This window comes from Streptomyces sp. NPDC044719, assembly GCF_056433405.1.
The window spans coordinates 929533-951610 of sequence record NZ_JBWKHE010000001.1; the positions used below are offsets into that span (position 1 = coordinate 929533).

Annotated in this window: 19 protein-coding genes; 8 read left to right on the forward strand and 11 right to left on the reverse strand. The window is 70.0% G+C overall.

Annotated features, from left to right (window positions below; all coding sequences use genetic code 11):
• Window positions 1–18: 18 nt before the first annotated feature.
• Genes AC07DF_RS04415 through AC07DF_RS04425 form a run of 3 tightly spaced genes read right to left on the reverse strand, consistent with a single transcriptional unit; the run spans window position 19 to window position 2701 of the window.
• Window positions 19–780 carry an amino acid ABC transporter ATP-binding protein gene (locus AC07DF_RS04415; RefSeq protein ID WP_478966790.1) on the reverse strand — a complete coding sequence of 254 codons (762 nt, stop codon included), beginning with the start codon at window positions 778–780 and terminating at the stop codon, window positions 19–21.
• Entirely contained in the window at window positions 777–1718 is a 942-nt protein-coding gene (locus tag AC07DF_RS04420) for an amino acid ABC transporter permease (RefSeq protein ID WP_478966792.1), read from the reverse strand. The genes AC07DF_RS04415 and AC07DF_RS04420 overlap by 4 nt, the downstream gene beginning before the upstream one ends.
• A 32-nt stretch (window positions 1719–1750) precedes the next feature.
• Window positions 1751–2701 carry an ABC transporter substrate-binding protein gene (locus AC07DF_RS04425; protein WP_478966794.1) on the reverse strand — a complete coding sequence of 317 codons (951 nt, stop codon included), beginning with the start codon at window positions 2699–2701 and terminating at the stop codon, window positions 1751–1753.
• Window positions 2702–3294: 593 nt separating this feature from the next.
• On the opposite strand from AC07DF_RS04425, the gene AC07DF_RS04430 reads away from it, so the two are divergent.
• The 4 genes from AC07DF_RS04430 (at window position 3295) to AC07DF_RS04445 (ending at window position 6811) form a co-directional block, all read left to right on the forward strand.
• Window positions 3295–4527 (forward strand): NAD(P)-dependent malic enzyme, encoded by a 1233-nt coding sequence (locus tag AC07DF_RS04430; RefSeq protein ID WP_478966797.1) that lies wholly within the window; start codon window positions 3295–3297, stop codon window positions 4525–4527.
• Window positions 4528–4948: 421 nt separating this feature from the next.
• Window positions 4949–5914, forward strand: a complete 966-nt coding sequence (locus AC07DF_RS04435; protein WP_478966799.1) for a zinc-binding dehydrogenase — start codon at window positions 4949–4951, stop codon at window positions 5912–5914.
• A 124-nt stretch (window positions 5915–6038) separates the two neighbouring features.
• Window positions 6039–6248: an HTH domain-containing protein gene (locus AC07DF_RS04440; RefSeq protein WP_004925761.1), complete on the forward strand. Its 210-nt coding sequence runs from the start codon at window positions 6039–6041 to the stop codon at window positions 6246–6248.
• Window positions 6248–6811 carry a Clp protease N-terminal domain-containing protein gene (locus AC07DF_RS04445; RefSeq protein WP_478966801.1) on the forward strand — a complete coding sequence of 188 codons (564 nt, stop codon included), beginning with the start codon at window positions 6248–6250 and terminating at the stop codon, window positions 6809–6811. The genes AC07DF_RS04440 and AC07DF_RS04445 overlap by 1 nt, the downstream gene beginning before the upstream one ends.
• Before the next feature lie 21 nt (window positions 6812–6832).
• On the opposite strand, the gene AC07DF_RS04450 is transcribed toward AC07DF_RS04445, so the two are convergent.
• Together AC07DF_RS04450 and AC07DF_RS04455 are read right to left on the reverse strand one after the other, a co-directional pair.
• A complete protein-coding gene (locus AC07DF_RS04450; RefSeq protein WP_478966803.1) occupies window positions 6833–7930 on the reverse strand; it encodes a PadR family transcriptional regulator in 1098 nt (365 codons plus the stop codon).
• 1 nt (window position 7931) lies between these two features.
• Window positions 7932–8900: a DUF4097 family beta strand repeat-containing protein gene (locus tag AC07DF_RS04455; protein ID WP_478966805.1), complete on the reverse strand. Its 969-nt coding sequence runs from the start codon at window positions 8898–8900 to the stop codon at window positions 7932–7934.
• Between the two features lie 148 nt (window positions 8901–9048).
• Between AC07DF_RS04455 and AC07DF_RS04460 the strand changes: the two genes are divergently transcribed.
• The gene (locus AC07DF_RS04460; RefSeq protein WP_478966807.1) at window positions 9049–9885 is read left to right on the forward strand and encodes a hypothetical protein; all 837 of its coding nucleotides are present in this window, start codon (window positions 9049–9051) and stop codon (window positions 9883–9885) included.
• A 12-nt stretch (window positions 9886–9897) separates the two neighbouring features.
• On the opposite strand, the gene AC07DF_RS04465 is transcribed toward AC07DF_RS04460, so the two are convergent.
• The 5 genes from AC07DF_RS04465 to AC07DF_RS04485 form a co-directional block, all read right to left on the reverse strand.
• Entirely contained in the window at window positions 9898–10077 is a 180-nt protein-coding gene (locus AC07DF_RS04465; RefSeq protein WP_003992906.1) for a DUF6104 family protein, read from the reverse strand.
• A gap of 84 nt (window positions 10078–10161) precedes the next feature.
• Window positions 10162–13974 carry a multifunctional oxoglutarate decarboxylase/oxoglutarate dehydrogenase thiamine pyrophosphate-binding subunit/dihydrolipoyllysine-residue succinyltransferase subunit gene (locus AC07DF_RS04470; protein ID WP_478966809.1) on the reverse strand — a complete coding sequence of 1271 codons (3813 nt, stop codon included), beginning with the start codon at window positions 13972–13974 and terminating at the stop codon, window positions 10162–10164.
• Window positions 13975–14255: 281 nt separating this feature from the next.
• The gene (locus AC07DF_RS04475; protein WP_478966811.1) at window positions 14256–15368 is read right to left on the reverse strand and encodes a sensor histidine kinase; all 1113 of its coding nucleotides are present in this window, start codon (window positions 15366–15368) and stop codon (window positions 14256–14258) included.
• A complete protein-coding gene (locus AC07DF_RS04480) occupies window positions 15365–16105 on the reverse strand; it encodes a response regulator transcription factor (RefSeq protein WP_184590528.1) in 741 nt (246 codons plus the stop codon). The genes AC07DF_RS04475 and AC07DF_RS04480 overlap by 4 nt, the downstream gene beginning before the upstream one ends.
• Before the next feature lie 135 nt (window positions 16106–16240).
• Window positions 16241–16918: a spermidine synthase family protein gene (locus tag AC07DF_RS04485; protein ID WP_478966813.1), complete on the reverse strand. Its 678-nt coding sequence runs from the start codon at window positions 16916–16918 to the stop codon at window positions 16241–16243.
• 288 nt (window positions 16919–17206) lie between these two features.
• Between AC07DF_RS04485 and AC07DF_RS04490 the strand changes: the two genes are divergently transcribed.
• From AC07DF_RS04490 to AC07DF_RS04500, 3 genes are all read left to right on the forward strand, one after another.
• Window positions 17207–17905, forward strand: a complete 699-nt coding sequence (locus AC07DF_RS04490) for a rhomboid-like protein (RefSeq protein WP_478967591.1) — start codon at window positions 17207–17209, stop codon at window positions 17903–17905.
• Window positions 17906–17998: 93 nt separating this feature from the next.
• Window positions 17999–20422, forward strand: coding sequence for an endopeptidase La (gene lon / locus AC07DF_RS04495; RefSeq protein WP_478966815.1), 2424 nt, complete (start codon window positions 17999–18001; stop codon window positions 20420–20422).
• A 175-nt stretch (window positions 20423–20597) separates the two neighbouring features.
• Entirely contained in the window at window positions 20598–21092 is a 495-nt protein-coding gene (locus tag AC07DF_RS04500) for a MarR family winged helix-turn-helix transcriptional regulator (RefSeq protein WP_478966817.1), read from the forward strand.
• Between the two features lie 23 nt (window positions 21093–21115).
• Here the strand turns inward: AC07DF_RS04500 and AC07DF_RS04505 are convergent, their stop codons facing one another.
• Window positions 21116–21901, reverse strand: a complete 786-nt coding sequence (locus tag AC07DF_RS04505) for a protein phosphatase 2C domain-containing protein (RefSeq protein WP_478966819.1) — start codon at window positions 21899–21901, stop codon at window positions 21116–21118.
• Window positions 21902–22078: the final 177 nt, after the last annotated feature.

A 22078-nucleotide genomic window follows, 5' to 3' on the forward strand; every position in this document is an offset into this window, starting at 1 on the left:
CCCTCGGTGTCCGTACCGTCAGAGCACCTTGGACAGGAACGACTTCGTCCGCTCGTGCTGCGGGTTCGTCAGCACCTCGCGCGGGTGACCGGATTCGACCACCACACCGCCGTCCATGAAGACCAGGCTGTCGCCCACCTCGCGGGCGAAGCCCATCTCGTGGGTGACGACGATCATCGTCATCCCCGACTCGGCGAGGTCTCGCATGACGTCCAGGACGTCACCGACCAGCTCCGGGTCGAGCGCCGAGGTCGGCTCGTCGAACAGCATCAGCTTCGGGTCCATGGCCAGGGCCCGGGCGATGGCGACGCGCTGCTGCTGGCCGCCGGAGAGCTGCGAGGGGTAGTTGCCCGCCTTGTCGGCCAGCCCCACCCGGTCCAGGAGCTCCTGGGCGCGCGAGCGGGCCTGGCTCCTGCTCACGCCCTTGACCTGGACCGGTGCCTCCATGACGTTCTCGACGGCCGTCATGTGCGGGAACAGGTTGAAGCGCTGGAAGACCATGCCGATGTCCCGGCGCTTGACCGCGACCTCGCTGTCCTTCAGCTCGTAGAGCTTGTCGCCCTTCTGGCGGTAGCCGACCAGCTCGCCGTCCACGTACAGACGGCCGGCGTTGATCTTCTCCAGGTGGTTGATGCACCTCAGGAAGGTCGACTTGCCGGAGCCGGAGGGGCCGATGAGGCAGAACACCTCGCCGGTCTTCACCTCCAGGTCGATGCCCGTGAGGACTTCTACGGGGCCGAAGGACTTGTGAACGCCCTCGGCCTTGACCATGACGGTCATGCCTTGCCTCCCGTCGGCTTGGAGCGGCTGGACAGGGAGAGCACGTTCGCCCTGATCTTCTGGAACGGGGTGGCCGGCAGGGACCGGCTCGAACCACGCGCGTAGTACCGCTCCAGGTAGTACTGGCCCACGCTGAAGATCGACGTCATCAGCAGGTACCAGGCCGCCGCCAGGAACAGCATCTCGGCGGGGGCGCCGGAGGTCTGGCCGATGTCCTGGGCGGCGCGGAGCAGCTCGGGATACTGGACGACCGAGACCAGCGAGGTCGTCTTCAGCATGTTGATGACCTCGTTGCCCGTCGGCGGCACGATCACGCGCATCGCCTGCGGGATGACGATCCGGCGCAGCGTCTTCGTGTGGCTCATGCCCAGCGCGTGCGACGCCTCCGTCTGGCCCTCGTCGACCGAGAGCAGACCGGCACGGCAGATCTCCGCCATGTAGGCGGCCTCGTTGAGGCCGAGGCCCAGCAGAGCCGTCAGGAACGGGGTCATGAAGTCCGACCACTCGTCCTTGTAGAACGGCCCGAGGTTGATGTACTCGAAGACCAGGCCCAGGTTGAACCAGACGATCAGCTGGACCAGGACCGGGGTGCCGCGGAAGAACCAGATGTAGAACCACGCGATCGACGAGGTCACGGGGTTCTTCGACAGGCGCATCACGGCCAGCAGGACGCCGCCGACGATGCCGATCGCCATGGACAGGACGGTCAGCAGGAGCGTCTTGCCCACGCCGTCCAGGATGCGGTCGTCGAAGAAGTAGTCCGGGATCGCGCCCCAGTTGATCTTGCCCTGGGAGAACGCGTAGACGACCCCGACCAGCAGGGCGATGGCGATGACGGCGGAGACGTACCGCCCGTAGTGCCGGACCGGGATGGCCTTGATGGCCTCCGGTCCGGCCGGGGGCGTGTCAGCCGGCGTCTTGTCGATGTCAACAGTCACGGGTGTTGCCTTTCAGTGCCGCTGCGTCGCGGTCACTTGCCGCCGTTGATCGTGGCTTCGTCGATGGAGCCGTCGGTGACGCCCCACTTCTTCATGATCTTCTCGTACTCGCCGTTCTCGATGACGGCGTCAAGCGCGGCCTTGAGGGCGTCCCGCAGCTGCGTCTGGTTCTTGGCGACCGCGATGCCGTACGGGGCGGCCTCGACCTGCTCGCCGACCAGCTGGAAGTCCTTGCCGCCACCGGACGTCTTCACGGCGTACGCGGCGACCGGGAAGTCGGACGAGCCGGCGTCGGCGCCACCCGCGCGCAGGCGGGTCTGGGCCTGCTGGTCGTTGTCGAAGGGCTCGATGGCGATCTTCTTGCCGGCCGGGCACTTCTTCGACTCCGCCTTGGCGAGGTCCTCGGAGACCGTGCCGCGCTGCAGCACGATCTTCTTGCCGCACAGGTCGGACCAGGTCTTGATGCCCTGGTCGTCGCCCTTCTTGGTGTAGATCGAGACACCGGCGGTGAAGTAGTCCACGAAGTCGACGCCCTCACCGACCTTCTTGCCGGTGTCGGAGTCGATGCCCTCCTGGCGGTCCTTGGTGTCGGTCATCGCGGACATGGCGATGTCGTACCGCTTGGAGCGCAGACCCGTGATCAGCGTGTCGAAGGTGCCGTTCTCGAACTGGAAGTCGACCCCGAGCTGCTTGCCCATGGCGGCGGCGAGGTCCGGGTCGATCCCGACCACCTTGCCGGCGTCGTCCTTGAACTCGACCGGGGCGTAGGCGATGTCGGAACCGACCTTGATGACGCCCTTGTCGCGGATGGACTTCGGCAGCTTGTCGGCGAGCGGGGCCGAGGCCGCCGTGTCGCTGGAGCCGTTGTCCTTGGTCTGGTCACCGCATCCGGTGAGCATCAGCGCGCCTGCGACCGCGATCGCACCGACCGCTGCTAGCCGGGAGTGCGCGGCGGTCGTACGACGGGTGGAGCTTGCGGTCATGGTGGGTTCCTCCGGCGGATGGGTGGAGTTGCCGATGGGGCCGGCGACTGCCGGTGCGGCAGCGCCATGGGTCGACGAGTGCACGCACCTTCGAGTGTCGCGACCTCGTGTGATTACGGCATCTTGCCATTCGGACTGCGCGATTCTGGGGGCCAGCCATGTCAAAATCGGATAACGGGCGATCCCCGAACCGCATCACCCAGGTACATCACGGCTGGACCTTCTATGGGAATCGGTGCTTCCGGCCGGAAGATCTTCGGCGTAACCAGGGATTTCAGCATGGGGCCCGCGAACTTCGCGGATGCTTGAGTGGTTGTCGCTGCTTTGTCCAGGGGTTGTCCCGAAATTGGACGAAGCGTCGGGGCGCCGTCATGTGACCTTCGCGTTATGGACTCGTCGTCGGCGCCTTCCGTCCGGTAAGAAGGGTCTTTACACCCCTCATCCGGGGCTCAGGGCGCGTGTGCGGCGCGCCCGTCGCGTACGCGCCCGTACGTATCACGTACAGAGCACGACCACGGCGGTACGCGGTCCCGCCCACCCCTCACCAGGAGTGGCCACCCTCAGACCAATGAAGATTTAAGGGGTAGAACGAAGTGGCAGCGGAGATCGTCAATCCTCGCAGCGAGAGCAAGACCGGCGATACGGATCACGAGGGCGGTGCGGAGCCCCTCGACTCCTTCGACCCGGCGTTCGCATTGCATCGCGGCGGCAAAATGGCCGTGCAGGCCACGGTGCCGGTCCGTGACAAGGACGACCTGTCCCTGGCGTACACGCCCGGCGTCGCGAAGGTGTGCAGCGCGATCGCGGAGCAGCCGGACCTCGTCCACGATTACACGTGGAAGTCCTCGGTCGTCGCCGTCGTGACGGACGGTACGGCCGTGCTGGGGCTCGGTGACATCGGCCCCGAAGCCTCCCTCCCGGTGATGGAGGGCAAGGCGATCCTGTTCAAGCAGTTCGGCGGTGTGGACGCGGTTCCGATCGCGCTGAACTGCACGGACGTCGACGAGATCGTCGAGACCGTGGTGCGGCTCGCGCCGTCGTTCGGCGGGGTCAACCTGGAGGACATCTCGGCGCCGCGGTGCTTCGAGATCGAGCGGAAGCTGCAGGAGCGGCTGGACATTCCTGTCTTCCACGACGACCAGCACGGTACGGCGGTGGTGACGCTGGCGGCCCTGCGGAACGCTGCGCGGCTGAGCGGGCGGTCGTTGGGGGAGCTGCGGGCTGTCATTTCCGGGGCGGGGGCGGCCGGTGTCGCCATCGCGCGGATGCTGGTCGAGGCCGGGATCGGGGATGTCGCGGTCGCCGACCGCAAGGGTGTCGTGTCGGCGGACCGGGACGACCTCACCGCGGTGAAGCAGGAGCTTGCCGGGTTCACGAACAAGGCGGGGATCAGCGGGTCGCTGGAGGCCGCGCTGGCCGGGGCCGATGTGTTCATCGGGGTGTCCGGTGGGACGGTGCCGGAGGCTGCGGTTTCCTCCATGGCCGAGGGTGCGTTTGTGTTCGCCATGGCGAACCCGAACCCTGAGGTGCACCCGGAGGTCGCGCACAAGTACGCGTCTGTCGTGGCGACCGGGCGGTCGGACTTCCCGAACCAGATCAACAACGTGCTGGCGTTCCCGGGGATCTTCGCGGGGGCGCTGCAGGTGCGGGCCTCCCGGATCACCGAGGGGATGAAGCTGGCGGCTGCCGAGGCGCTGGCGTCCGTGGTCGGGGACGATCTCGCTGCCGACTACGTCATTCCGTCGCCGTTCGACGAGCGGGTCGCGCCGGCGGTGACAGCGGCTGTGGCCGCGGCCGCGCGGGCCGAGGGTGTGGCCCGGCGGTGACGCTGCCGTGATGTGACCCCGTCCTGTGTGGGCGGGGTCATTTCTTTTGCTGGGGCTGGTGGGTGCGGCTGTTCGGGTGGCGGGCCATGCCTGCGGCGGCCTGCGGGGGTTGGTGGGGGTGTGCGTAGCGCCGTCTCGCCGGTGGTGGGTCGGGGCCGTGTCGGGGGGTGTCCGTCCTCGGAACGTCGCGATGGGGTTGCGAACCGACTGACTGTTCGTTGACGCGACAACCGCTGCGGGCGGACACCCCCCGACACGTCCCCTTCCGTGAGCCGGCGGGTGCGGGCGCGTTCGGCTTCCGCCATCCGCCGCAGTCGCCGCGCTGCGGGCCCAGCACCGACGTCGTGCGGCTGGCAAGAGGGTGTGTCTCACACGGGGTGGTGGTTCCAACGGGTTGGGTGGGGAACCTATCGTCAAGGTCATGTTCGCTGTCTATGCCGCCCGAATCGACCGCGACCAGCCGCTGACCGGCCTGGAGTTGGGAGAGCGTCCGGCTCCCGAGGCCCGGCCCGGCTGGAGTACCGTCACGGTCAAGGCCGCCTCCCTCAACCACCACGACCTGTGGTCCCTGCGCGGCGTCGGCCTCGCAGAGGACAAGCTGCCGATGATCCTCGGCTGTGACGCCGCCGGTGTCGACGAGGACGGCAACGAGGTCGTCCTGCATTCCGTGATCGGACAGACCGGGCATGGGGTGGGGCCCAAGGAGCCCCGTTCCATCCTCACCGAGCGGTATCAGGGCACGTTCGCGGAGCAGGTCGCCGTGCCGACCTGGAACCTCCTGCCCAAGCCCAAGGAGCTCTCCTTCGCGGAGGCCGCCTGTCTGCCGACCGCGTGGCTGACCGCGTATCGGATGCTGTTCACCAACGCGGGCGTCCGGCCCGGTGACTCCGTGCTGGTGCAGGGGGCCGGCGGTGGTGTCGCCACGGCCGCCATCGTGCTCGGGAAGGCCGCCGGGCTGCGGGTCTTCGCGACCAGCCGGGACGAGGCCAAGCGGAAGCGGGCCCTGGAGCTGGGGGCCGTGGAGGCTGTGGAGTCCGGGGCGCGGCTGCCGCAGCGGGTCGACGCCGTGATCGAGACCGTCGGGGCGGCGACATGGTCGCACTCCGTGAAGTCGCTGAAGCCCGGGGGCACGCTGGTGATCTCCGGTGCGACGAGTGGTGACCGGCCGTCGCACGCTGAATTGACCCGGATCTTCTTCCTTGAGCTCAAGGTCGTCGGGTCCACGATGGGGACCAAGGACGAGCTGGAGGATCTGCTCGCGTTCTGTGCCGCCACCGGGGTGCGGCCCGTGATCGACGAGGTGCTGCCCATGGACCGTGCGCGTGAGGGCTTCGAGCGGCTGGCTTCGGGTGAGCAGATCGGGAAGGTCGTGCTGGCGAATTCCTGAGGTGTTCCGGGGGCGTATGTGAGGTGCCTCCTGAGTGACGTGGGCGGTCGGTCCGGGATGGGCCGGCCGCTTTCGTGTGTCAACTGGGGTTGACGAATGGCGGGTGTCAACTTAGGTTGACGGTATGACCGAAGCAACGGATCTGGCCGAGCGCGCGGGTGACCGTGATCCACGGGTCGGCCTGAGGGCTGTCGCCGCGCTGCGCAGGCTGCTGGAGCAGTTGGAAGCCGTACAGGTGCGTAATGCGCGCAATCAGGGCTGGTCGTGGCAGGAGATCGCCGCCGAACTCGGTGTGAGCAGGCAGGCCGTGCACAAGAAGTACGGGAGGCATTGATGTTCGAGCGGTTCACGAAAGACGCCCGGGGTGTGGTGAAGAGCGCGTTCGAGTACGTGGAGGGGGGAGACGGGCAGAGTGTGGAGCCGGAGCATCTGCTGCTGGCGCTGCTCGACCGTGAGGGCAGTCGTGGGTCGTTCGCGCTGACCGCTCTCGGGCTCGGGGAGCGGCGGGAGTCCGTGCGTCAGGCGCTGCGTGAGGCACGGCGGCGGGCAGGGCTGTCGCAGGCCGATACGGATGCGCTCGCCGGGTTGGGGATCGATGTGGCCGAGATCGTCGCCCGGGTGGAGGACGTGCATGGGGTCGGCGCCATGTCCGGTGACCGGAAGGAAAAAGGGTGGTGGTCCGGGCGGCCCTCGTTCGGGCGGGGTGCCAAGGGCGTGCTGGAGCACTCCTTGCGTGTCGCTCTCGCCCAGCGGGACCGGCACATCGGTGATGAGCACATCCTGCTGGCCCTGACCATGCGCCCCGGCGTGCCGGCCGAGGTCCTCGCCGACCACGGGGTGACGTACGAGTCCCTGGTGCGGGTGCTGTACGGGGGCGGCGAGGCCAAGGCCGGGTGACGCGGCTTTCCCTCCGGCCGGCTACTTCTTCGGCGTGCGCAGCAGCGCTCCCAGGTGGGCTGCCGCCGTCGACAGGTGGCGGCGGGCGTCACGCAGTTGGCCGGAGGTGACGCCGTGGTCGCGGGCCGCGTCGCGGATGTCGTCCCGGAAGCGGTCGAGCAGGCGGTCCAGATCGCGGGCGGGGTCGCCGGTGGAATCCGCGGTGTCCTCGTGGGCCCAGGCCGGTTCGTAGGCGGCCGGGAAGTCCGCGGAGGGAGGGGAGGGGGCCGGTGGCTCGGGGGTGGTCGGTGGCTCGGGGGTGGTCCGCCTGTGGGGGGCGGATGCGGGGCCCGTGCCTGTCCAGTCGAAGCCGAAGTCCTTGCCGTAGTCCTTTCCGAACTCGCCCACCTCCTTGACCAGTTCGCTCAGGCCCTCGCGCAGGCCCGTCGGCCAGTCGCCGCGTGTGAAATGGTCCTGTACCTGTTCCTGGACCCGGCGGGCGATGTGCTGCACCTGCTCCTGCGCCTGGGCCCGGGCCTGTTCCTGGGCCTCTTTGGCCTGACGGCGGGCGCGCTGGGCGTCCTCGCGGGCGCGGCGGCTCTCGTCCTTGGCGCGGCGGGCCTGTTCCTTCCACTCCTGCCTGGCGCGCCGCATCTCCTCCTTGGCGATGCGCCACGCCTCCTTGTCGCCGTGGGCCGTGAAGTCCCCGAAGGGGGCGTCCTGTGCGCCGGAGGTCTTGCCGCCGTTGCCGCGGCGGGCCTCGGTCGCCGCCGCGCGCATCTCGCGGCGCAGGTCGCCCGCGGCCCCGCGCACATCGGCCTGGATCTCGGCGGCCAGTTCCGCGACCGACTCCCGGATCTCCAGTTCCAGATCGGCCAGCTCGCCGCTGCGGTCGGCCAGTTCGGCCCGGCCGGCGTCCGTGATCGAGTACACCTTGCGGCCGCCCTCGGTGGTGTGGGTGACCAGGCCCTCGGCCTCCAGCTTCGCCAGACGCGGGTAGACCGTGCCCGCCGACGGTGCGTACAGCCCCTGGAAGCGCTCCTCGAGGAGTCGGATCACCTCGTAGCCGTGGCGGGGGGCCTCGTCCAACAGCTTCAGCAGGTAGAGGCGGAGGCGGCCGTGGGCGAAGACGGGGGGCATGTCAGAGCACCTTCTTGTCGGTCGTGCCGTCGGCCGGGACGCCGGCGGCGCCCTCGTCCCGGCCGGAGACGGAATTGTCTCCCGAGTCGCCCCGGGGGCCGGGCGGCGGGTCCGTCGGCGAGCTGCCTGTGCCGGGTCGCGTGCCCCACGGCTCGTCCTCGTCCTCCCTGGTCGGGCGGCGCAGCAGGGCGATCGAGCCGGAGACGGTCGTGGCCCGCAGCGTGCCGTTGCCCGCGCCGAGACGGCCCGTGATCTTGTGGGCGCCCCACTGGCCGTGTACCCGTAGTCCGTCGAAGGCGTTCGAGATGGCGCCGCTCGCCGTGTTGGCCTCGACCTCCGCGTCCGCCGGGTAGGGCAGTCGGATCGCGATCTCGCCCGAGACGCTGGTCAGCCGCACGTCCGTGGGGCCGTCCGGGTCGAGGTCGATGATCATGGAGCCGCTGACCGACTCGGCCCGTACGGAGGGGCCGGAGCCCTCGACCACCGTGAGGTCGCCGGAGACGGAGTTGAACCGGAGGTCGCCGGTCACGTCCTGGGCCTCCAGACTGCCGGATACCGTGTCGGCGCGGACCGGGCCGGAGAGTCCCACCAGGGTGGTGTCGCCCGTGACGCCCTTCACCACCGACGGTCCCTGGATCCCGGAGATCACGGCGGCCGCGCCTACCACCCCCACCTCCACCCGGGTGCCGGCCGGGACGGCCAGGGAGACCACGGCGCTGCGGCGCCAGCCCTTACGGTCCAGCCACTTGAGGAAGCCCTTCCAGGGCAGGTCCTCGTAAGCCACCGTGAGTGTGCCGTCCTGCTGGGTCACCACCAGGGGCGGGCCTTCGATCTCGGAGATCTCCAGGCGGGCGGAACCTTCGTCCGTGCCCACCACGTTCACCGTTCCGTTGACGAGTCGCACGTGCAGATCGCTCACGGGCTCGTCGAACGTGAGCTTCCTCGGTTCCGTGACGGACCACTCGGACATGGTGCAGACCTCCCCGATTCAACGCGCCATATCGCGTCTTCTCGTATTCACGATATATCGTGGGAGGGGAAAGTCAAGGCACTCGTTCTGGGGATGGCAGGGTGGGCAAAAGTGTTCAAAGAGGGGTGAGTCGCCCTAGCGTGTGACCATGCCGACGGAAGCTGGCCGCACGGGTCCCGCAGGTCGCGCCTCTGGGGCGCTGCTGCTGTGCCGGGCGGTGCCCGGGGCCGTCGCCCCCGTCGCCCACCTGCTGCGCGAACCCGTGCAGCTCCTTCGCGCGGGCGACGAATGGAGCGTGCTCGTCCCCGAGGGCGGGCCCTGGCGGGACGGCGGCGAGCCCGTCGACCGGGTGGTCACCGGCTGGGCCACGGCCCTCGCCGTCGGCGCTCCCTGGCCCGTGCTCGCCCTGTGGTGGGACGTCGATCACTCGGGGTTCCTGCTGGCGTCCGGCTTCCGCCGCCCGGTCGGATTCGTCTGGCTCGCGAGCGGCGTCCCGGTGGGGGAGGACGAGGCGATGCGGACCTTCGCCGCGCGCGTGGGCCTCGAGCCCGTCCTGGACGTGCAGGCCCTCGAGCGACTGGCGAAGGCCGACGCCGACGCCGATGCCCGCGCCCGGCTGCGCGGCCTGCTGGCGGTCCTCGCGCGCGTGGGCGTCTCACTGCCGCCCGAACTCGCCCCCGGCGAACCCGCCGACCGCCTCCGCAAGGCCGCCGCGCTCCTGCCGGACAGCCTCCCGGTCGCATGGCCGGGCGGGCGTGAGGCCGCGGCACGCCGTACGGCTGATCACAGCCGCCTCGGCCCCTGGATGCCGTGGACCGGCGACCCAAGGGCTCGCGCGCTGGCTCTCGCTCAAGTGGCGGCGGGCGTACCGCTCCTGGCCTGGGGGCTACGGCGGCGCAGCGGGGGCTGGGTCGCGGCCGGAGGGCTGCTGCTGGCCAACGGCACGCTGGGCCTGGCGTACGGCCTCACACATCCACGCGACTGACGCGGCGGATTCCTACTCGTCGTCCTCGTCGTCCAGCCGTGCCAGCCACGTCGCCAGGCGCTCCACCGGCACCTCGAAGTCGGGGTTGAGGTCGACGAACGTCCGCAGCTGCTCGGCGAGCCACTCGAAGGTGACCTCCTCCTCGCCGCGCCGCTTCTCCAGTTCCTCGATGCCACGGTCCGTGAAGTACATGCCGTCAAGGATATGTGCGCGCAAACGGCCGGGCCGCACCCCCGCAGCGGGGATGCGGCCCGGTCACAGGACGCGCGAGGGCGCTTACGCCTCGAACACCTCACGCACCAGCTGCTCCTGCTCGGCCTGGTGCCGCTTCGCGGAACCGACCGCCGGGGACGAGCTGTGCGGGCGCGAGATGCGGCGCAGGCGCTCGCCGTGCGGGACGTCGGCGCCGACCGCCAGGTCCAGGTGGTCGATCAGGTTGAGCGCGATGAACGGCCAGGCACCCTGGTTCGCCGGCTCCTCCTGGGCCCACAGGTACTTCTCGGCGTTCGGGTACTTCTTGATCTCCGCCTGGAGCTCGGCACCCGGCAGCGGGTACAGGCGCTCGATGCGGATGATCGCCGTGTCCGTGACGCCGCGCTTCTGACGCTCGGCCTCCAGGTCGTAGTAGACCTTGCCGGCGCAGAAGACGACCTTCTTGACCGCGGCCGGGTCGACCGACGCGTCTCCGATGACCGGCTGGAACTGGCCCGTCGTGAACTCCTCCGCCTTCGCCGCCGCCGCCTTCAGGCGCAGCATCGACTTCGGCGTGAAGACCACCAGCGGCTTGTGGTGCGGGTTGTGCACCTGCCACCGCAGGAGGTGGAAGTAGTTCGACGGCGACGTCGGCGTGGCGACCGTCATGTTGTTCTGGGCGCAGAGCTGCAGGAACCGCTCCGGGCGGGCCGAGGAGTGGTCCGGGCCCTGGCCCTCGTAGCCGTGCGGCAGGAGCAGGACGACGCCGGACGTCTGGGCCCACTTCTGCTCGGCCGACGAGATGAACTCGTCCACGACCGTCTGGGCGCCGTTGACGAAGTCGCCGAACTGCGCCTCCCACATCACGAGCGCGTTCGGGCGGGCCAGCGAGTAGCCGTACTCGAAGCCCATCGCCGCGTACTCGGAGAGGAGGGAGTTGTAGACGTTGAGCCTCGCCTGGTCCTCGGAGAGGTACTGCAGCGGCGTGTACTCGTCGCCCGTGGTGCGGTCGATGATGACCGCGTGGCGCTGGCCGAACGTACCGCGCTGCGAGTCCTGGCCCGCGAGGCGGACCGGGACACCCTCCAGCAGGAGGGAGCCGATGGCGAGGGTCTCGCCCATGCCCCAGTCGATGGTGCCGTCCTCGACCATCGACGCCCGGCGCTGCAGCTGCGGCAGCAGACGCGGGTGGACGGTGATGTGGTCGGGGATGTTGACCTGGGACTCGGCGATCCGCTTGACGACCTCCGAGGTCACCGCGGTGTTCACGGCGACCGGGAACTCGGCCTGCGGGTCGGTGGGCTCCGCGGCGGCCGGCTGCGAGGTGGCCTCGCGGACCTCCGTGAAGACCTTCTCCAGCTGGCCCTGGTAGTCCTGCAGCGCCTGCTCGGCCTCTTCCAGGGTGATGTCGCCGCGACCGATGAGGGACTCGGTGTACAGCTTGCGCACCGAGCGCTTCTTGTCGATCAGGTCGTACATCAGCGGCTGGGTGAAGGCCGGGTTGTCCGACTCGTTGTGACCGCGGCGGCGGTAGCAGATGAGGTCGATCACCACGTCCTTGTTGAACGCCTGGCGGAACTCGAAGGCCAGGCGGGCGACGCGGACGACCGCCTCGGGGTCGTCGCCGTTCACGTGGAAGATCGGGGCCTCGATCATGCGGGCCACGTCGGTGGCGTACATCGAGGAGCGCGACGACTCGGGAGCCGCCGTGAAACCGACCTGGTTGTTGATGACCACGTGGACCGTGCCGCCGGTGCGGTAGCCGCGCAGCTGCGACATGTTCAGGGTCTCGGCCACCACGCCCTGGCCCGCGAAGGCCGCGTCGCCGTGGATCGCCACCGGCAGGACGGTGAAGTCCGTGCCGCCCTTGTTGATGATGTCCTGCTTGGCGCGGGCGATGCCCTCCAGGATCGGGTCGACCGCCTCCAGGTGGGAGGGGTTGGCGGCCAGCGAGACCTTGATCTGCTCGCCGTCCAGGCCCGTGAAGGTGCCCTCGGCGCCCAGGTGGTACTTCACGTCGCCGGAGCCGTGCATCGACTTCGGGTCGAGGTTGCCCTCGAACTCGCGGAAGATCTGCGCGTACGACTTGCCGACGATGTTCGCCAGGACGTTCAGCCGGCCGCGGTGGGCCATGCCGATGACGACCTCGTCCAGGCGCGACTCGGCGGCCGAGTCGAGGACCGCGTCCAGCAGCGGGATGACGGACTCGCCGCCCTCCAGGGAGAACCGCTTCTGGCCGACGTACTTCGTCTGCAGGAAGGTCTCGAAGGCCTCCGCCGCGTTCAGCCGGCGCAGGATGCGCAGCTGCTCCTCGCGCTCCGGCTTGGTGTGCGGGCGCTCGATGCGGTCCTGGATCCACTTGCGCTGCTTGGGGTCCTGGATGTGCATGAACTCGATGCCGGTGGTGCGGCAGTACGAGTCGCGCAGCACGCCGAGGATGTCGCGCAGCTTCATCAGGGACTTGCCGGAGAAGCCGCCGACGGCGAACTCGCGCTCCAGGTCCCACAGGGTGAGCCCGTGCTCGGTGATGTCCAGGTCGGGGTGCTTGCGCTGCTGGTACTCCAGTGGGTCGGTGTCGGCCATGACGTGGCCGCGGACCCGGTAGGAGTGGATCAGCTCGAAGACACGGGCGGCCTTGGTGACGTCGTCGTCGTGGCTGGCGTCGATGTCCTTGAGCCAGCGGACCGGCTCGTAGGGGATGCGCAGCGCCTCGAAGATCTCGTCGTAGAAGCCGTTCTCGCCGAGGAGGAGGTTCGCGACGATCCGAAGGAACTCGCCGGAGGCGGCGCCCTGGATGACCCGGTGGTCGTAGGTCGACGTGAGCGTCATGACCTTGGAGATGCCGAGCTTGTTCAGGGTGTCCTGGGACGTGCCCTGGAACTCCGCCGGGTAGTCCATGGAGCCGACGCCCATGATCACCGACTGGCCGGGCATCAGGCGCGGCACGGAGTGGACGGTGCCGAGGCCGCCGGGGTTGGTCAGGGAGACCGTCACGCCGGTGAAGTCGTCCATGCCGAGCTTGCCGTCGCGGGCGCGGCGGACGATGTCCTCGTAGGCCTGCCAGAACTCGAAGAAGTTCAGCGTCTCGGCCTTCTTGATGCCCGCGACCACGAGCTGGCGGTCGCCGTTGGGCTTGACCAGGTCGATCGCGAGGCCGAAGTTGACGTGCTCCGGCTTGACCAGGGTCGGCTTGCCGTCCTTCTCCGCGAAGGAGTAGTTCATCGACGGCATGGCCTTGATGGCCTGCACCATCGCGTAGCCGATCAGGTGCGTGAAGGAGATCTTCCCGCCCCGGGCGCGCTTCAGGTGGTTGTTGATGACGATGCGGTTGTCGAAGAGCAGCTTCACCGGGACGGCGCGCACGGACGTGGCCGTGGGCACCTCCAGGGAGGCGTTCATGTTCTTCGCGACCGCGGCGGCGGGGCCGCGCAGCACGACCTGCTCGGGGCCCGCGGGGGCCTCGCCGTCGGGCTCGGCCTTCGGCTTCGCGGCGGCCGGCTTGGCGGGGGCCGGAGCGGCCTTCGCCGGAGCGGCGGCCTGAGCCGGGGCCTGCGCGGCGGGCTTCGCCTGGGCGGGAGCCGGGGCGGCGGCGGGCTTCTCGGCCGCCGGGGCGGGGGCCGCGGCCTGGGCGGGGGCGGCCTGGGCCGCCGGAGCGGTGGTGGTCCCCGCGGCCCCCGCGGCCGCGGTACCCGCCGGAGCCGAGGCGGCGGCCGCCCCTGGCTTGTAGTCGGCGAAGAAGTCCCACCAGGCTCGGTCTACCGAATTCGGGTCCTGGAGGTACTGCTGATAGATCTCGTCGACGAGCCACTCGTTGGCACCGAACGACGCGGCGGGGTTCTTCCCCGCTTGGTCGGTGTCGGTCGAGATGCTCGAGTTACTGGGGGACTGTGGCGACACGGCGGCAACCGCCCTCTTCCGCTTCACAAGATGATGGACAGCGGGAATCAAGGCTACGCCTCCCGGACCGTGAAGGTCAGGCCGGGCCCGTTCAACGTCACGCAAGTCACACTTCAAAGAGTGTTTCGGGGCTTGAAATGGCGGGAAACAAGCGTGGTTCCGCTTAAGGAGGGAAGGGGGGAGCGGCACCCGGGGCGCCGACGGCGCGGGTCTGTGCCTGATCACACGTGTCCGTCAGCGCGGACGCCCGTGGATCTTGAGGCTCCGCTTCGAACTTTACGTCAACTTGGCAGAGATGGAAGTCCCGGAAGAGTGACAAGAATCCGGCAACCTCGCTCGGATTCGGCCACTCCGATCCGTCCGCCGTGCAGATCCACCGCCCAGCGGGCGATGGCGAGGCCTAGACCCGTGCCGCCGTCGCTGCCCGAGCCCGGCGGCCGCTTGGCGCTGCCGCGGTTGAACCGCTCGAACACACGGTGCCACTCGGACTTCGGAATGCCGGGGCCCTCGTCCAGGACCTCCAGCTCCAGTGACTCCGGCAGTGTGCCGCGCCGCGCCTTGACCGTCACCCGGCCGTGCGGCGGACTGTGCTTGACCGCGTTGTCGATGAGGTTGGCCACGACCTGGTGGATGCGCTCCGGGTCGGCGTGCGCGGTCAACTCCGGCGGCGAGACGTCGAGGTGCAGATGGACGTCCGTACGGGTGTGACTGCCCGAGCCGGTGGCGATGCCCGCGCGCACCGAGGCGACCATGTTGGCCTCCTTCAGTACGCCCGACAGATACGGCCACACCTCGAAGCGCCGCTGTTTGAGCGGTACGACGCCGTTGTCCAGGCGGGACAGATCCAGCAGCGTCTCCACCAGCCGGCCGAGCCGCTCGGTCTGCTTCAGGGCCGTGCGCATCGTCTCCGGGTCGGCCTGGGTGACACCGTCGACGATGTTCTCCAGCACCGCGCGCAGTCCCGCGATGGGTGTGCGCAGCTCGTGCGAGACGTTCGCCACCAGCTCCTTTCGCTGGCGGTCCTGGGCCTCCAGCTCGTCGGCCATGGCGTTGATCGTCACCGCCAGGTCGCCCAGCTCGTCACGGCGGTTGTCCCGCACCCGGCGGGTGTAGTCGCCCTGCGAGATGGAGCGGGCCACGGCGGTCATCTCGTCCAGCGGCGCGGTGAGCGAATGGGCCACGAACTGCGTGATGAGAAGTGTGGCGATCATCGAGAAGACCGTGATGAAGCGCAGCTCCGTCTTCGTGTGCACCGCGATCACCGACAGACCTGTGGTGATCAGCACCGAGATGACGACCAGCGCGCCCAGCTTGGTCTTGATCGAGAACGGGCTCACCCCGACCCAGGGTTCCGGCTCCCCGGGGTTTCTCCGTGCGGCCGGCCCGCCGCTCATGGCGTCGGGGTCTCCAGGGCGTAGCCCACGCCGTGCACCGTGCGGATCCGCTCGGCGCCGATCTTCCGGCGCAGCGCCTTGATGTGGCTGTCGACGGTGCGGGTGCCGGAGGCGTCCGCCCAGTCCCAGACCTCGGCGAGCAGCTGCTCGCGCGAGAGCACCGCGCGCGGGGTGTTCGCCAGGCAGACCAGCAGATCGAACTCGGTCGGCGTGAGGTGAACATCCTCACTGCGCACCCGCACGCGTCGCTGTGCGTGGTCGATCTCCAGCTCGCCGAGGCGCAGGATGCCGCTGCGCGGCGTCGCGGCGGCCAGCGCGGCCCGCTCCACACGGCGCAGCAGCACGTGCACACGCGCCGCCAGCTCCCGCATCGAGAAAGGCTTCGTCATGTAGTCGTCGGCGCCGACGCCCAGCCCGACCAGCATGTCGGTCTCGTCGTCGCGCGCGGTGAGCATCATCACCGGCACCGGCCGGGCGGCCTGCACGCGACGGCAGACCTCCAGACCGTCGAAGCCGGGCAGCATGATGTCGAGGATCAGCAGGTCGGGCTGCCAGGCCTCGGCCGTGTCGACCGCCGCCGGACCGTCGCCCGCCGTTTGCACGAGGAATCCCTCGGCTCGCAGGCGGGTCGCGATGGCGTCCACGATCGTGGCGTCGTCCTCGACGACGAGAACCCGGCGCTGCGCGCCCGGGGTAGCCGTCGCCGAACCGTTGTGGGAGGTCTGTGTCTGCTCCATCGCCCGCCCCTGGGGTGTGCTTTCCGGAATCAGTGGGGTGATTCCTCATGACTGGCTATGCCTGCGCATGGTTGCGATTGACGCTTGAATGATCGGCGTCAGAGGAGCAGCGTACGGGGAGTCAGCACACCTTTGCTATCCAGGGCGGATGCCGAGGTGTACGACGTCGGGAACGCCCCGGGCAACCGGGATCTCTTCGGTACGCACCCGTTGGAACCCGGCATTCCGCAAGGTTTCTTCGAATTCCGGCGAGGGCTGGGCGGACCAGACGGCGAGCACCCCGCCGGGTCTCAACACCCGTGCGCAGCCTGCCAGTCCGGCCTCCGAGTAGAGATTTCCGTTGCCCTCCGTGACGGTCCAGCCGGGTCCGTTGTCGATGTCGAGGCACAGGGCGTCGAACGTGTCGGATGTCTCATTGACGTATGTCACGAGATCGGCTTCGACGATTTTCGTGCGGGGGTCGGCAAGGGCCTCGGCGGAGAACGCGGAGAGCGGGCCGTCGAGGTGCCATTCGACAATCGCGTGCTCGCGTTCCACGACCGCGATCCCTCCCCAGCGGGGGTCGGCGGCCGCGTGGGCCAGGGAGAAGCCGACACCGAGTCCGCCGATCAGGACGTCCGGGCGGTCCCGGCCGGCCAGGGCGTCCAGGGCCGCGTCGACCAGCCGCCGCTCCGAGCGGCCGTCGGAGGTGTCCATCAGGAAGCAGCCGTTCGCGATGATCTCCAGCCGGTCTCCGTGCCGCCGCAGCACGACCTCACCGTGCGGGCCCTCGCGACGGTCCAGTACATCGGGCGTGTCGTTCGAGGTGGGCATCGGAGCATCCTGGCAGGTGCGGGGTGCCCGGCGCCAAGAATTACGGAGCGGCCCGTGGCGGACGCGGTGCGCGGCTTTCGGGTTGCTGTGAATCGGCTCTCGCGTGGCGCCGGTCACAGACAGTGGGCTAAGGGGCGCGAAGGCTGGGACATGACGGAAGGAGCGCCCGTGGCGGAACGCACCGCGCCGCCCGACGAGACGGCCGTGACGACGCGACCGGGCGTGCCCGTGTCCGATGCGCCGGGGCTCCTGGACGGGGTTCCGAGGCAGCGCGGTCCGCGAGAGGGCATGCGGGAGTCCGTGCCGGTGCGGGAGCCCCGGCTCCGGGTGCCGCGGCCCTGGCGGCTGCTGCCCACGCCCACGGGCACGCCGTTCACCTTCGGGTACGCGGTCGTGCTCTGTGTCACCTCGCTGATCTCCGCGTACGCGGACCCCGCGCTGGTCCACGCCCTGCTCCAGGGAGCCAGCACCGATGTCGCGCACCTGGTGCGGACGCCGGGGCTGGTGCTGATCGGCAGCGCGCTGTGGGTCGCGGGCGGCGTGGCCTCGCCGTTCACGATCGGGTTCGTGCTGGTGCTGACCGCGCTGGAACGGCGGATCGGAGGCCTGCGCACGGCCGGTGTCTTCCTGCTCGGGCATGTCCTGGCCACCCTGGCGACCGAGGTCCCGGTGGGACTGGCGGTGCTGGCCGGGCACCTCCCCGACAGTTCGCTCCACCGCCTCGACTACGGCGTCAGCTTCGGCGTCGCGGCCGGCACCGGCGCCCTGGCCGGCCTGCTGTCCCCCTGGCTGCGCGTGCCGCTGCTGGCCGTCTTCGGCGGGATGTTGCTCCAGGACCTCCTCGCCTTCACCGACCCGATGACGAACTGGGGGCATCTGATCGCCCTGGCCATCGGCATCGCGACCTGGCCGGTGCTCCGGCGGTGGCGCGCGAAGCGAGCTGGGACCTCTCGATCCGGCGCCTCGAATAAATCTGGCGCCTCGTAAGTGATCGCTCAGAGCGAACGGCGCTGAGGGAACATCCAGCGGCTCCCGCGCATTGAGTCGGCATAGCTCAACTTGACTGCCGAAGGGGAGATCATGGCTGCTGAGTCCAAGGCGTTCACATCGCTCACCCTGCCCGTGCTGCCGCTCGACGGAGAGGTCGTGCTGCCCGGGATGGTGGTCCCGCTCGATCTGAGCGACTCCGAGGTCCGTGCCGCGGTGGAGGCCGCGCAGGCCGCTGCCAGGTCAACGCCGGGGAAGCCCCGGGTACTCCTGGTGCCACGGATCGACGGGACATACGCGAACACCGGTGTCCTCGGCACCGTCGAGCAGGTCGGCAGGCTCGCCGACGGCGACCCGGGCGCCCTGATCCGAGGCCGGAGCAGGGTCCGCATCGGTGCGGGGACCACGGGACCCGGCGCCGCCCTCTGGGTCGAGGGCACCCGCATCGAGGAGACCGTGCCGGAGCCGCTGCCCGGCCAGGTCGCCGAACTGGTCAAGGAATACAAGGCCCTCGCCACCGCCTGGCTGCGGGGTCGCGGCGCCTGGCAGGTCGTCGACCGGGTCCAGGCCATCGACGACGTCTCGGCGCTCGCCGACAACTCCGGCTACTCGCCGTTCCTGACCACCGACCAGAAGATCGAGCTGCTGGAGACCGCCGACCCGGTGGCCCGTCTGAAGCTCGCCGCCCAGCAGCTGCGCGACCACCTCGCCGAGCAGGACGTGGCCGAGTCCATCGCCAAGGACGTCCAGGAGGGTGTCGACAAGCAGCAGCGCGAGTTCCTGCTGCGGCGTCAGCTGGAAGCCGTCCGCAAGGAGCTGCGCGAGCTGAACGGCGAGCAGGACGGCGAGGAGTCCGACGACTACCGCGCCCGCGTGGAGGCCGCCGACCTGCCCGACAACGTCCGCGAGGCCGCGCTCAAGGAGGTCGACAAGCTGGAGCGGTCCTCCGACCAGTCGCCCGAGGGCTCGTGGATCCGCACCTGGCTCGACACGGTCCTGGAGATGCCGTGGAACGAGCGCACCGAGGACGCGTACGACATCCAGGGCGCCCAGGCCGTCCTCGACGCCGAGCACGCCGGTCTGGAGGACGTGAAGGAGCGGATCACGGAGTACCTCGCGGTGCGCAAGCGGCGTACCGACCGGGGCCTCGGCGTGGTCGGCGGGCGACGTGGCGGTGCCGTGCTCGCGCTCGTGGGGCCGCCCGGCGTCGGCAAGACCAGCCTCGGGGAGTCCGTCGCCCACGCGATGGGCCGCAAGTTCGTGCGCGTCGCCCTCGGCGGTGTGCGCGACGAGGCCGAGATCCGCGGTCACCGGCGTACGTACGTCGGCGCGCTGCCCGGCCGTGTCGTCCGCGCCATCAAGGAGGCCGGGTCGATGAACCCGGTCGTGCTGCTCGACGAGATCGACAAGGTGGGCTCGGACTTCCGTGGCGACCCGGCCGCCGCCCTCCTCGAAGTCCTCGACCCGGCGCAGAACCACACCTTCCGGGACCACTACCTGGAGGTCGAGCTGGACCTGTCGGACGTCGTCTTCCTGGCAACCGCCAACGTGCTGGAGGCCATCCCGGAGGCGCTGGCCGACCGGATGGAGATCGTCCGGCTGGACGGCTACACCGAGGACGAGAAGGTCGTCATCGCCCGCGATCACCTGCTGCCGCGCCAGCTGGAGCGGGCCGGGCTCGCCGAGGACGAGGTGACCGTCGACGAGAGCGCGCTGCGCAAGCTCGCCGGGGAGTACACCCGCGAGGCAGGCGTCCGGAACCTGGAGCGGTCCGTCGCGCGGCTGCTGCGCAAGGTCGCGGCCCAGCACGAACTGGGCGAGCGGGAGCTGCCGTACACCGTCACGGACGGGGATCTGCGCGCACTGATCGGCCGGCCGCATCACGTGCCCGAGTCCGCGCAGGAGCCGGCGGAGCGGCGGACGTCGGTGCCGGGCGTGGCGACCGGGCTCGCGGTGACGGGAGCGGGCGGTGACGTGCTGTACGTGGAGGCGTCGCTGGCCGACCCGGAGACGGGCGCGGCCGGGCTGACCCTGACCGGCCAGCTGGGCGACGTGATGAAGGAGTCCGCGCAGATCGCGCTGAGCTTCCTGCGCTCCCGCGGTGCCGAGCTCGAGCTGCCGGTGGGCGATCTGAAGGACCGGGGCGTGCACATCCACTTCCCGGCGGGCGCGGTCCCCAAGGACGGCCCCAGCGCCGGCATCACGATGACCACGGCCCTCGCGTCCCTGCTGTCCGGCCGGCTGGTCCGCACGGACGTGGCGATGACCGGCGAGGTCTCGCTGACGGGGCGGGTCCTGCCGATCGGCGGCGTGAAGCAGAAGCTGCTGGCCGCGCACCGCGCCGGGGTCACCACCGTGATCATCCCCAAGCGCAACGAGCCCGACCTGGACGACGTCCCGGCCGAGGTGCTGGACAGGCTCGACGTCCACGCCGTGACCGACGTCCGCCAGGTCCTGGAGCTGGCGCTCGCGCCCGCGACGAACGGGGCGGCGCCGGAGGTTCCGGTGGCCGCGTGACGGAGGCCGCCGGATGAGGGAAGGCCCGGGTTCTCGTGAGGGAGGCCCGGGCCTTCACCGTGTAGTGGCCCTGTGTACACGTGTGCCGTGACCTGCGGAATACTTGCCGAACTGCGGTGATGACGGCAGGTGGCGGAAAATCTCAGTACGGGGCGAGACCGAGGCAGGGGCTGACGTGCAGGACAACGGGAACGGCGACGGACCGGGAGGCGAATCCGCCCTGGCCGCGAGCGGTGTGGACCAGCCCGCCTTCCTCGCGCTGGAGCGTGAGCTGACCGTGCTGCTGCGGCGTGCCCGGGCCAACCAGGGCGAGATGGCCCGCGAGGTCCACCCCGACCTGGAGTCGTCCGCGTACGGGCTCCTCGTCCGGCTCGACGAGTGCGGCAGCCAGCGGGCCACCGAGCTCGCCGCCTACATCGGCGTCGGCAAGGCCACGATGTCCCGCCAGCTGCGCGCCCTGGAGGAACTCGGGCTGGTCGCGCGCGAGCCCGACCCCGCCGACGGCCGCGCCTGGCTCGTCGCCCTCACCCAGGAGGGCCACGACCGGGTTCGCCGGGTGCGGGAGGCCCGCCGCGCCCGTTACGCCGGCCGCCTGGCCGACTGGGACACCCACGAGGTCACGGAACTGGCCCGGCTGCTGCACCAGCTCAACCGCGGCATGGAGAAGTAGCGCCCGGCACCGGGAGCCGGGTACTAGAACTCGACGAACACCACCGTCGCGTCGTCGTGCGTCTTGCTCCGGCCCAGGAACGTCCTCGCGATGTCCCCCCGCTCCAGCGCCCGTACGCGGTCCACCAGCGCCTGCGGGCCCTCCTTGCGCACGAGCTGGAAGCAGTCCCTCCAGTCACCCTCCTCGAACCTCTCCACCCAGCGGGCGGCACCGTCCGTCAGGGCGGCCAGGGCACGTACCTCGTGGCGGGGCACGGTTCCGGTCACCGCCCGCCGGGCCACCGAGGGGTCGGCGGCCGCCGTGAAGAAGCCGCCCTCCTTGTTGCGGACCGTGGAGTCCACCAGCGCGTCCGTGGCCAGGGCCGAGCGGGGGAGGAGGGAGAGACGGTCGTCGAGGACGGGCGTCACCACGCCGTCGGGGGACTCAAGGAGGAGTGCGGAGTCCGAGAGCACCAGGTACTCCACCGTGGCCGGGGTCCAGCGGGCCACGACCACCGTGGCCTGCGGTGTCCGGGGGTGAGAAAGGTCACAGGTTGCGGCGTGCGCCTCGGAGGTACGCGCGATGGCGCTGGACAAGGCTTCGACCAGGGGAGCATCCGGGAGTGAAACGGTCAGTTCGGTCAGAGCTCCGCCGAGGCGTGCGGTGAACCAGGGGACGGAATGCAGACAGCCCGTCCCGCCCTTCGGTGGCGTGACACCGTCCAGGACGACGACCGAACCGCCCTGTCCGGAGGCCGGTAGTCCGACACTGGCGAAGTCCTCGTTGGGGCGGTCGGCGTCTCCCGGCTCCGAGGCGAGTTCAGTGCGCATCCAGCCAGTCTGCACGAGCCCTCCACAAGGGTCGCAAAAGACTGGCAATAGTTGCGGGATCGGTGCGGCCGCGCAGGTCAGACGCCTGTTTTGGGCTGGAATGCTTTGTTCCGGGAAGGCGTGGTGGCGAATATTGCCACCGCCCGCCGCCGACGTCCAACCGGCGTGCCGCACAAG

Excerpts from the sequence above, each read along its gene's own strand:
- AC07DF_RS04415 (WP_478966790.1), bottom strand. The coding sequence starts at position 780 with ATGACCGTCATGGTCAAGGCCGAGGGCGTTCACAAGTCCTTCGGCCCC.
- AC07DF_RS04440 (WP_004925761.1), top strand. The coding sequence starts at position 6,039 with ATGACCGAAGCAACGGATCTGGCCGAGCGCGCGGGTGACCGTGATCCA.
- lon (WP_478966815.1), top strand. The coding sequence starts at position 17,999 with ATGGCTGCTGAGTCCAAGGCGTTCACATCGCTCACCCTGCCCGTGCTG.
- AC07DF_RS04490 (WP_478967591.1), top strand. The coding sequence starts at position 17,207 with ATGCGGGAGTCCGTGCCGGTGCGGGAGCCCCGGCTCCGGGTGCCGCGG.
- AC07DF_RS04475 (WP_478966811.1), bottom strand. The coding sequence starts at position 15,368 with ATGAGCGGCGGGCCGGCCGCACGGAGAAACCCCGGGGAGCCGGAACCC.
- AC07DF_RS04435 (WP_478966799.1), top strand. The coding sequence starts at position 4,949 with ATGTTCGCTGTCTATGCCGCCCGAATCGACCGCGACCAGCCGCTGACC.
- AC07DF_RS04505 (WP_478966819.1), bottom strand. The coding sequence starts at position 21,901 with ATGCGCACTGAACTCGCCTCGGAGCCGGGAGACGCCGACCGCCCCAAC.
- AC07DF_RS04465 (WP_003992906.1), bottom strand. The coding sequence starts at position 10,077 with ATGTACTTCACGGACCGTGGCATCGAGGAACTGGAGAAGCGGCGCGGC.
- AC07DF_RS04455 (WP_478966805.1), bottom strand. The coding sequence starts at position 8,900 with ATGTCCGAGTGGTCCGTCACGGAACCGAGGAAGCTCACGTTCGACGAG.
- AC07DF_RS04450 (WP_478966803.1), bottom strand. The coding sequence starts at position 7,930 with ATGCCCCCCGTCTTCGCCCACGGCCGCCTCCGCCTCTACCTGCTGAAG.
- AC07DF_RS04425 (WP_478966794.1), bottom strand. The coding sequence starts at position 2,701 with ATGACCGCAAGCTCCACCCGTCGTACGACCGCCGCGCACTCCCGGCTA.
- AC07DF_RS04480 (WP_184590528.1), bottom strand. The coding sequence starts at position 16,105 with ATGGAGCAGACACAGACCTCCCACAACGGTTCGGCGACGGCTACCCCG.
- AC07DF_RS04460 (WP_478966807.1), top strand. The coding sequence starts at position 9,049 with ATGCCGACGGAAGCTGGCCGCACGGGTCCCGCAGGTCGCGCCTCTGGG.
- AC07DF_RS04445 (WP_478966801.1), top strand. The coding sequence starts at position 6,248 with ATGTTCGAGCGGTTCACGAAAGACGCCCGGGGTGTGGTGAAGAGCGCG.
- AC07DF_RS04485 (WP_478966813.1), bottom strand. The coding sequence starts at position 16,918 with ATGCCCACCTCGAACGACACGCCCGATGTACTGGACCGTCGCGAGGGC.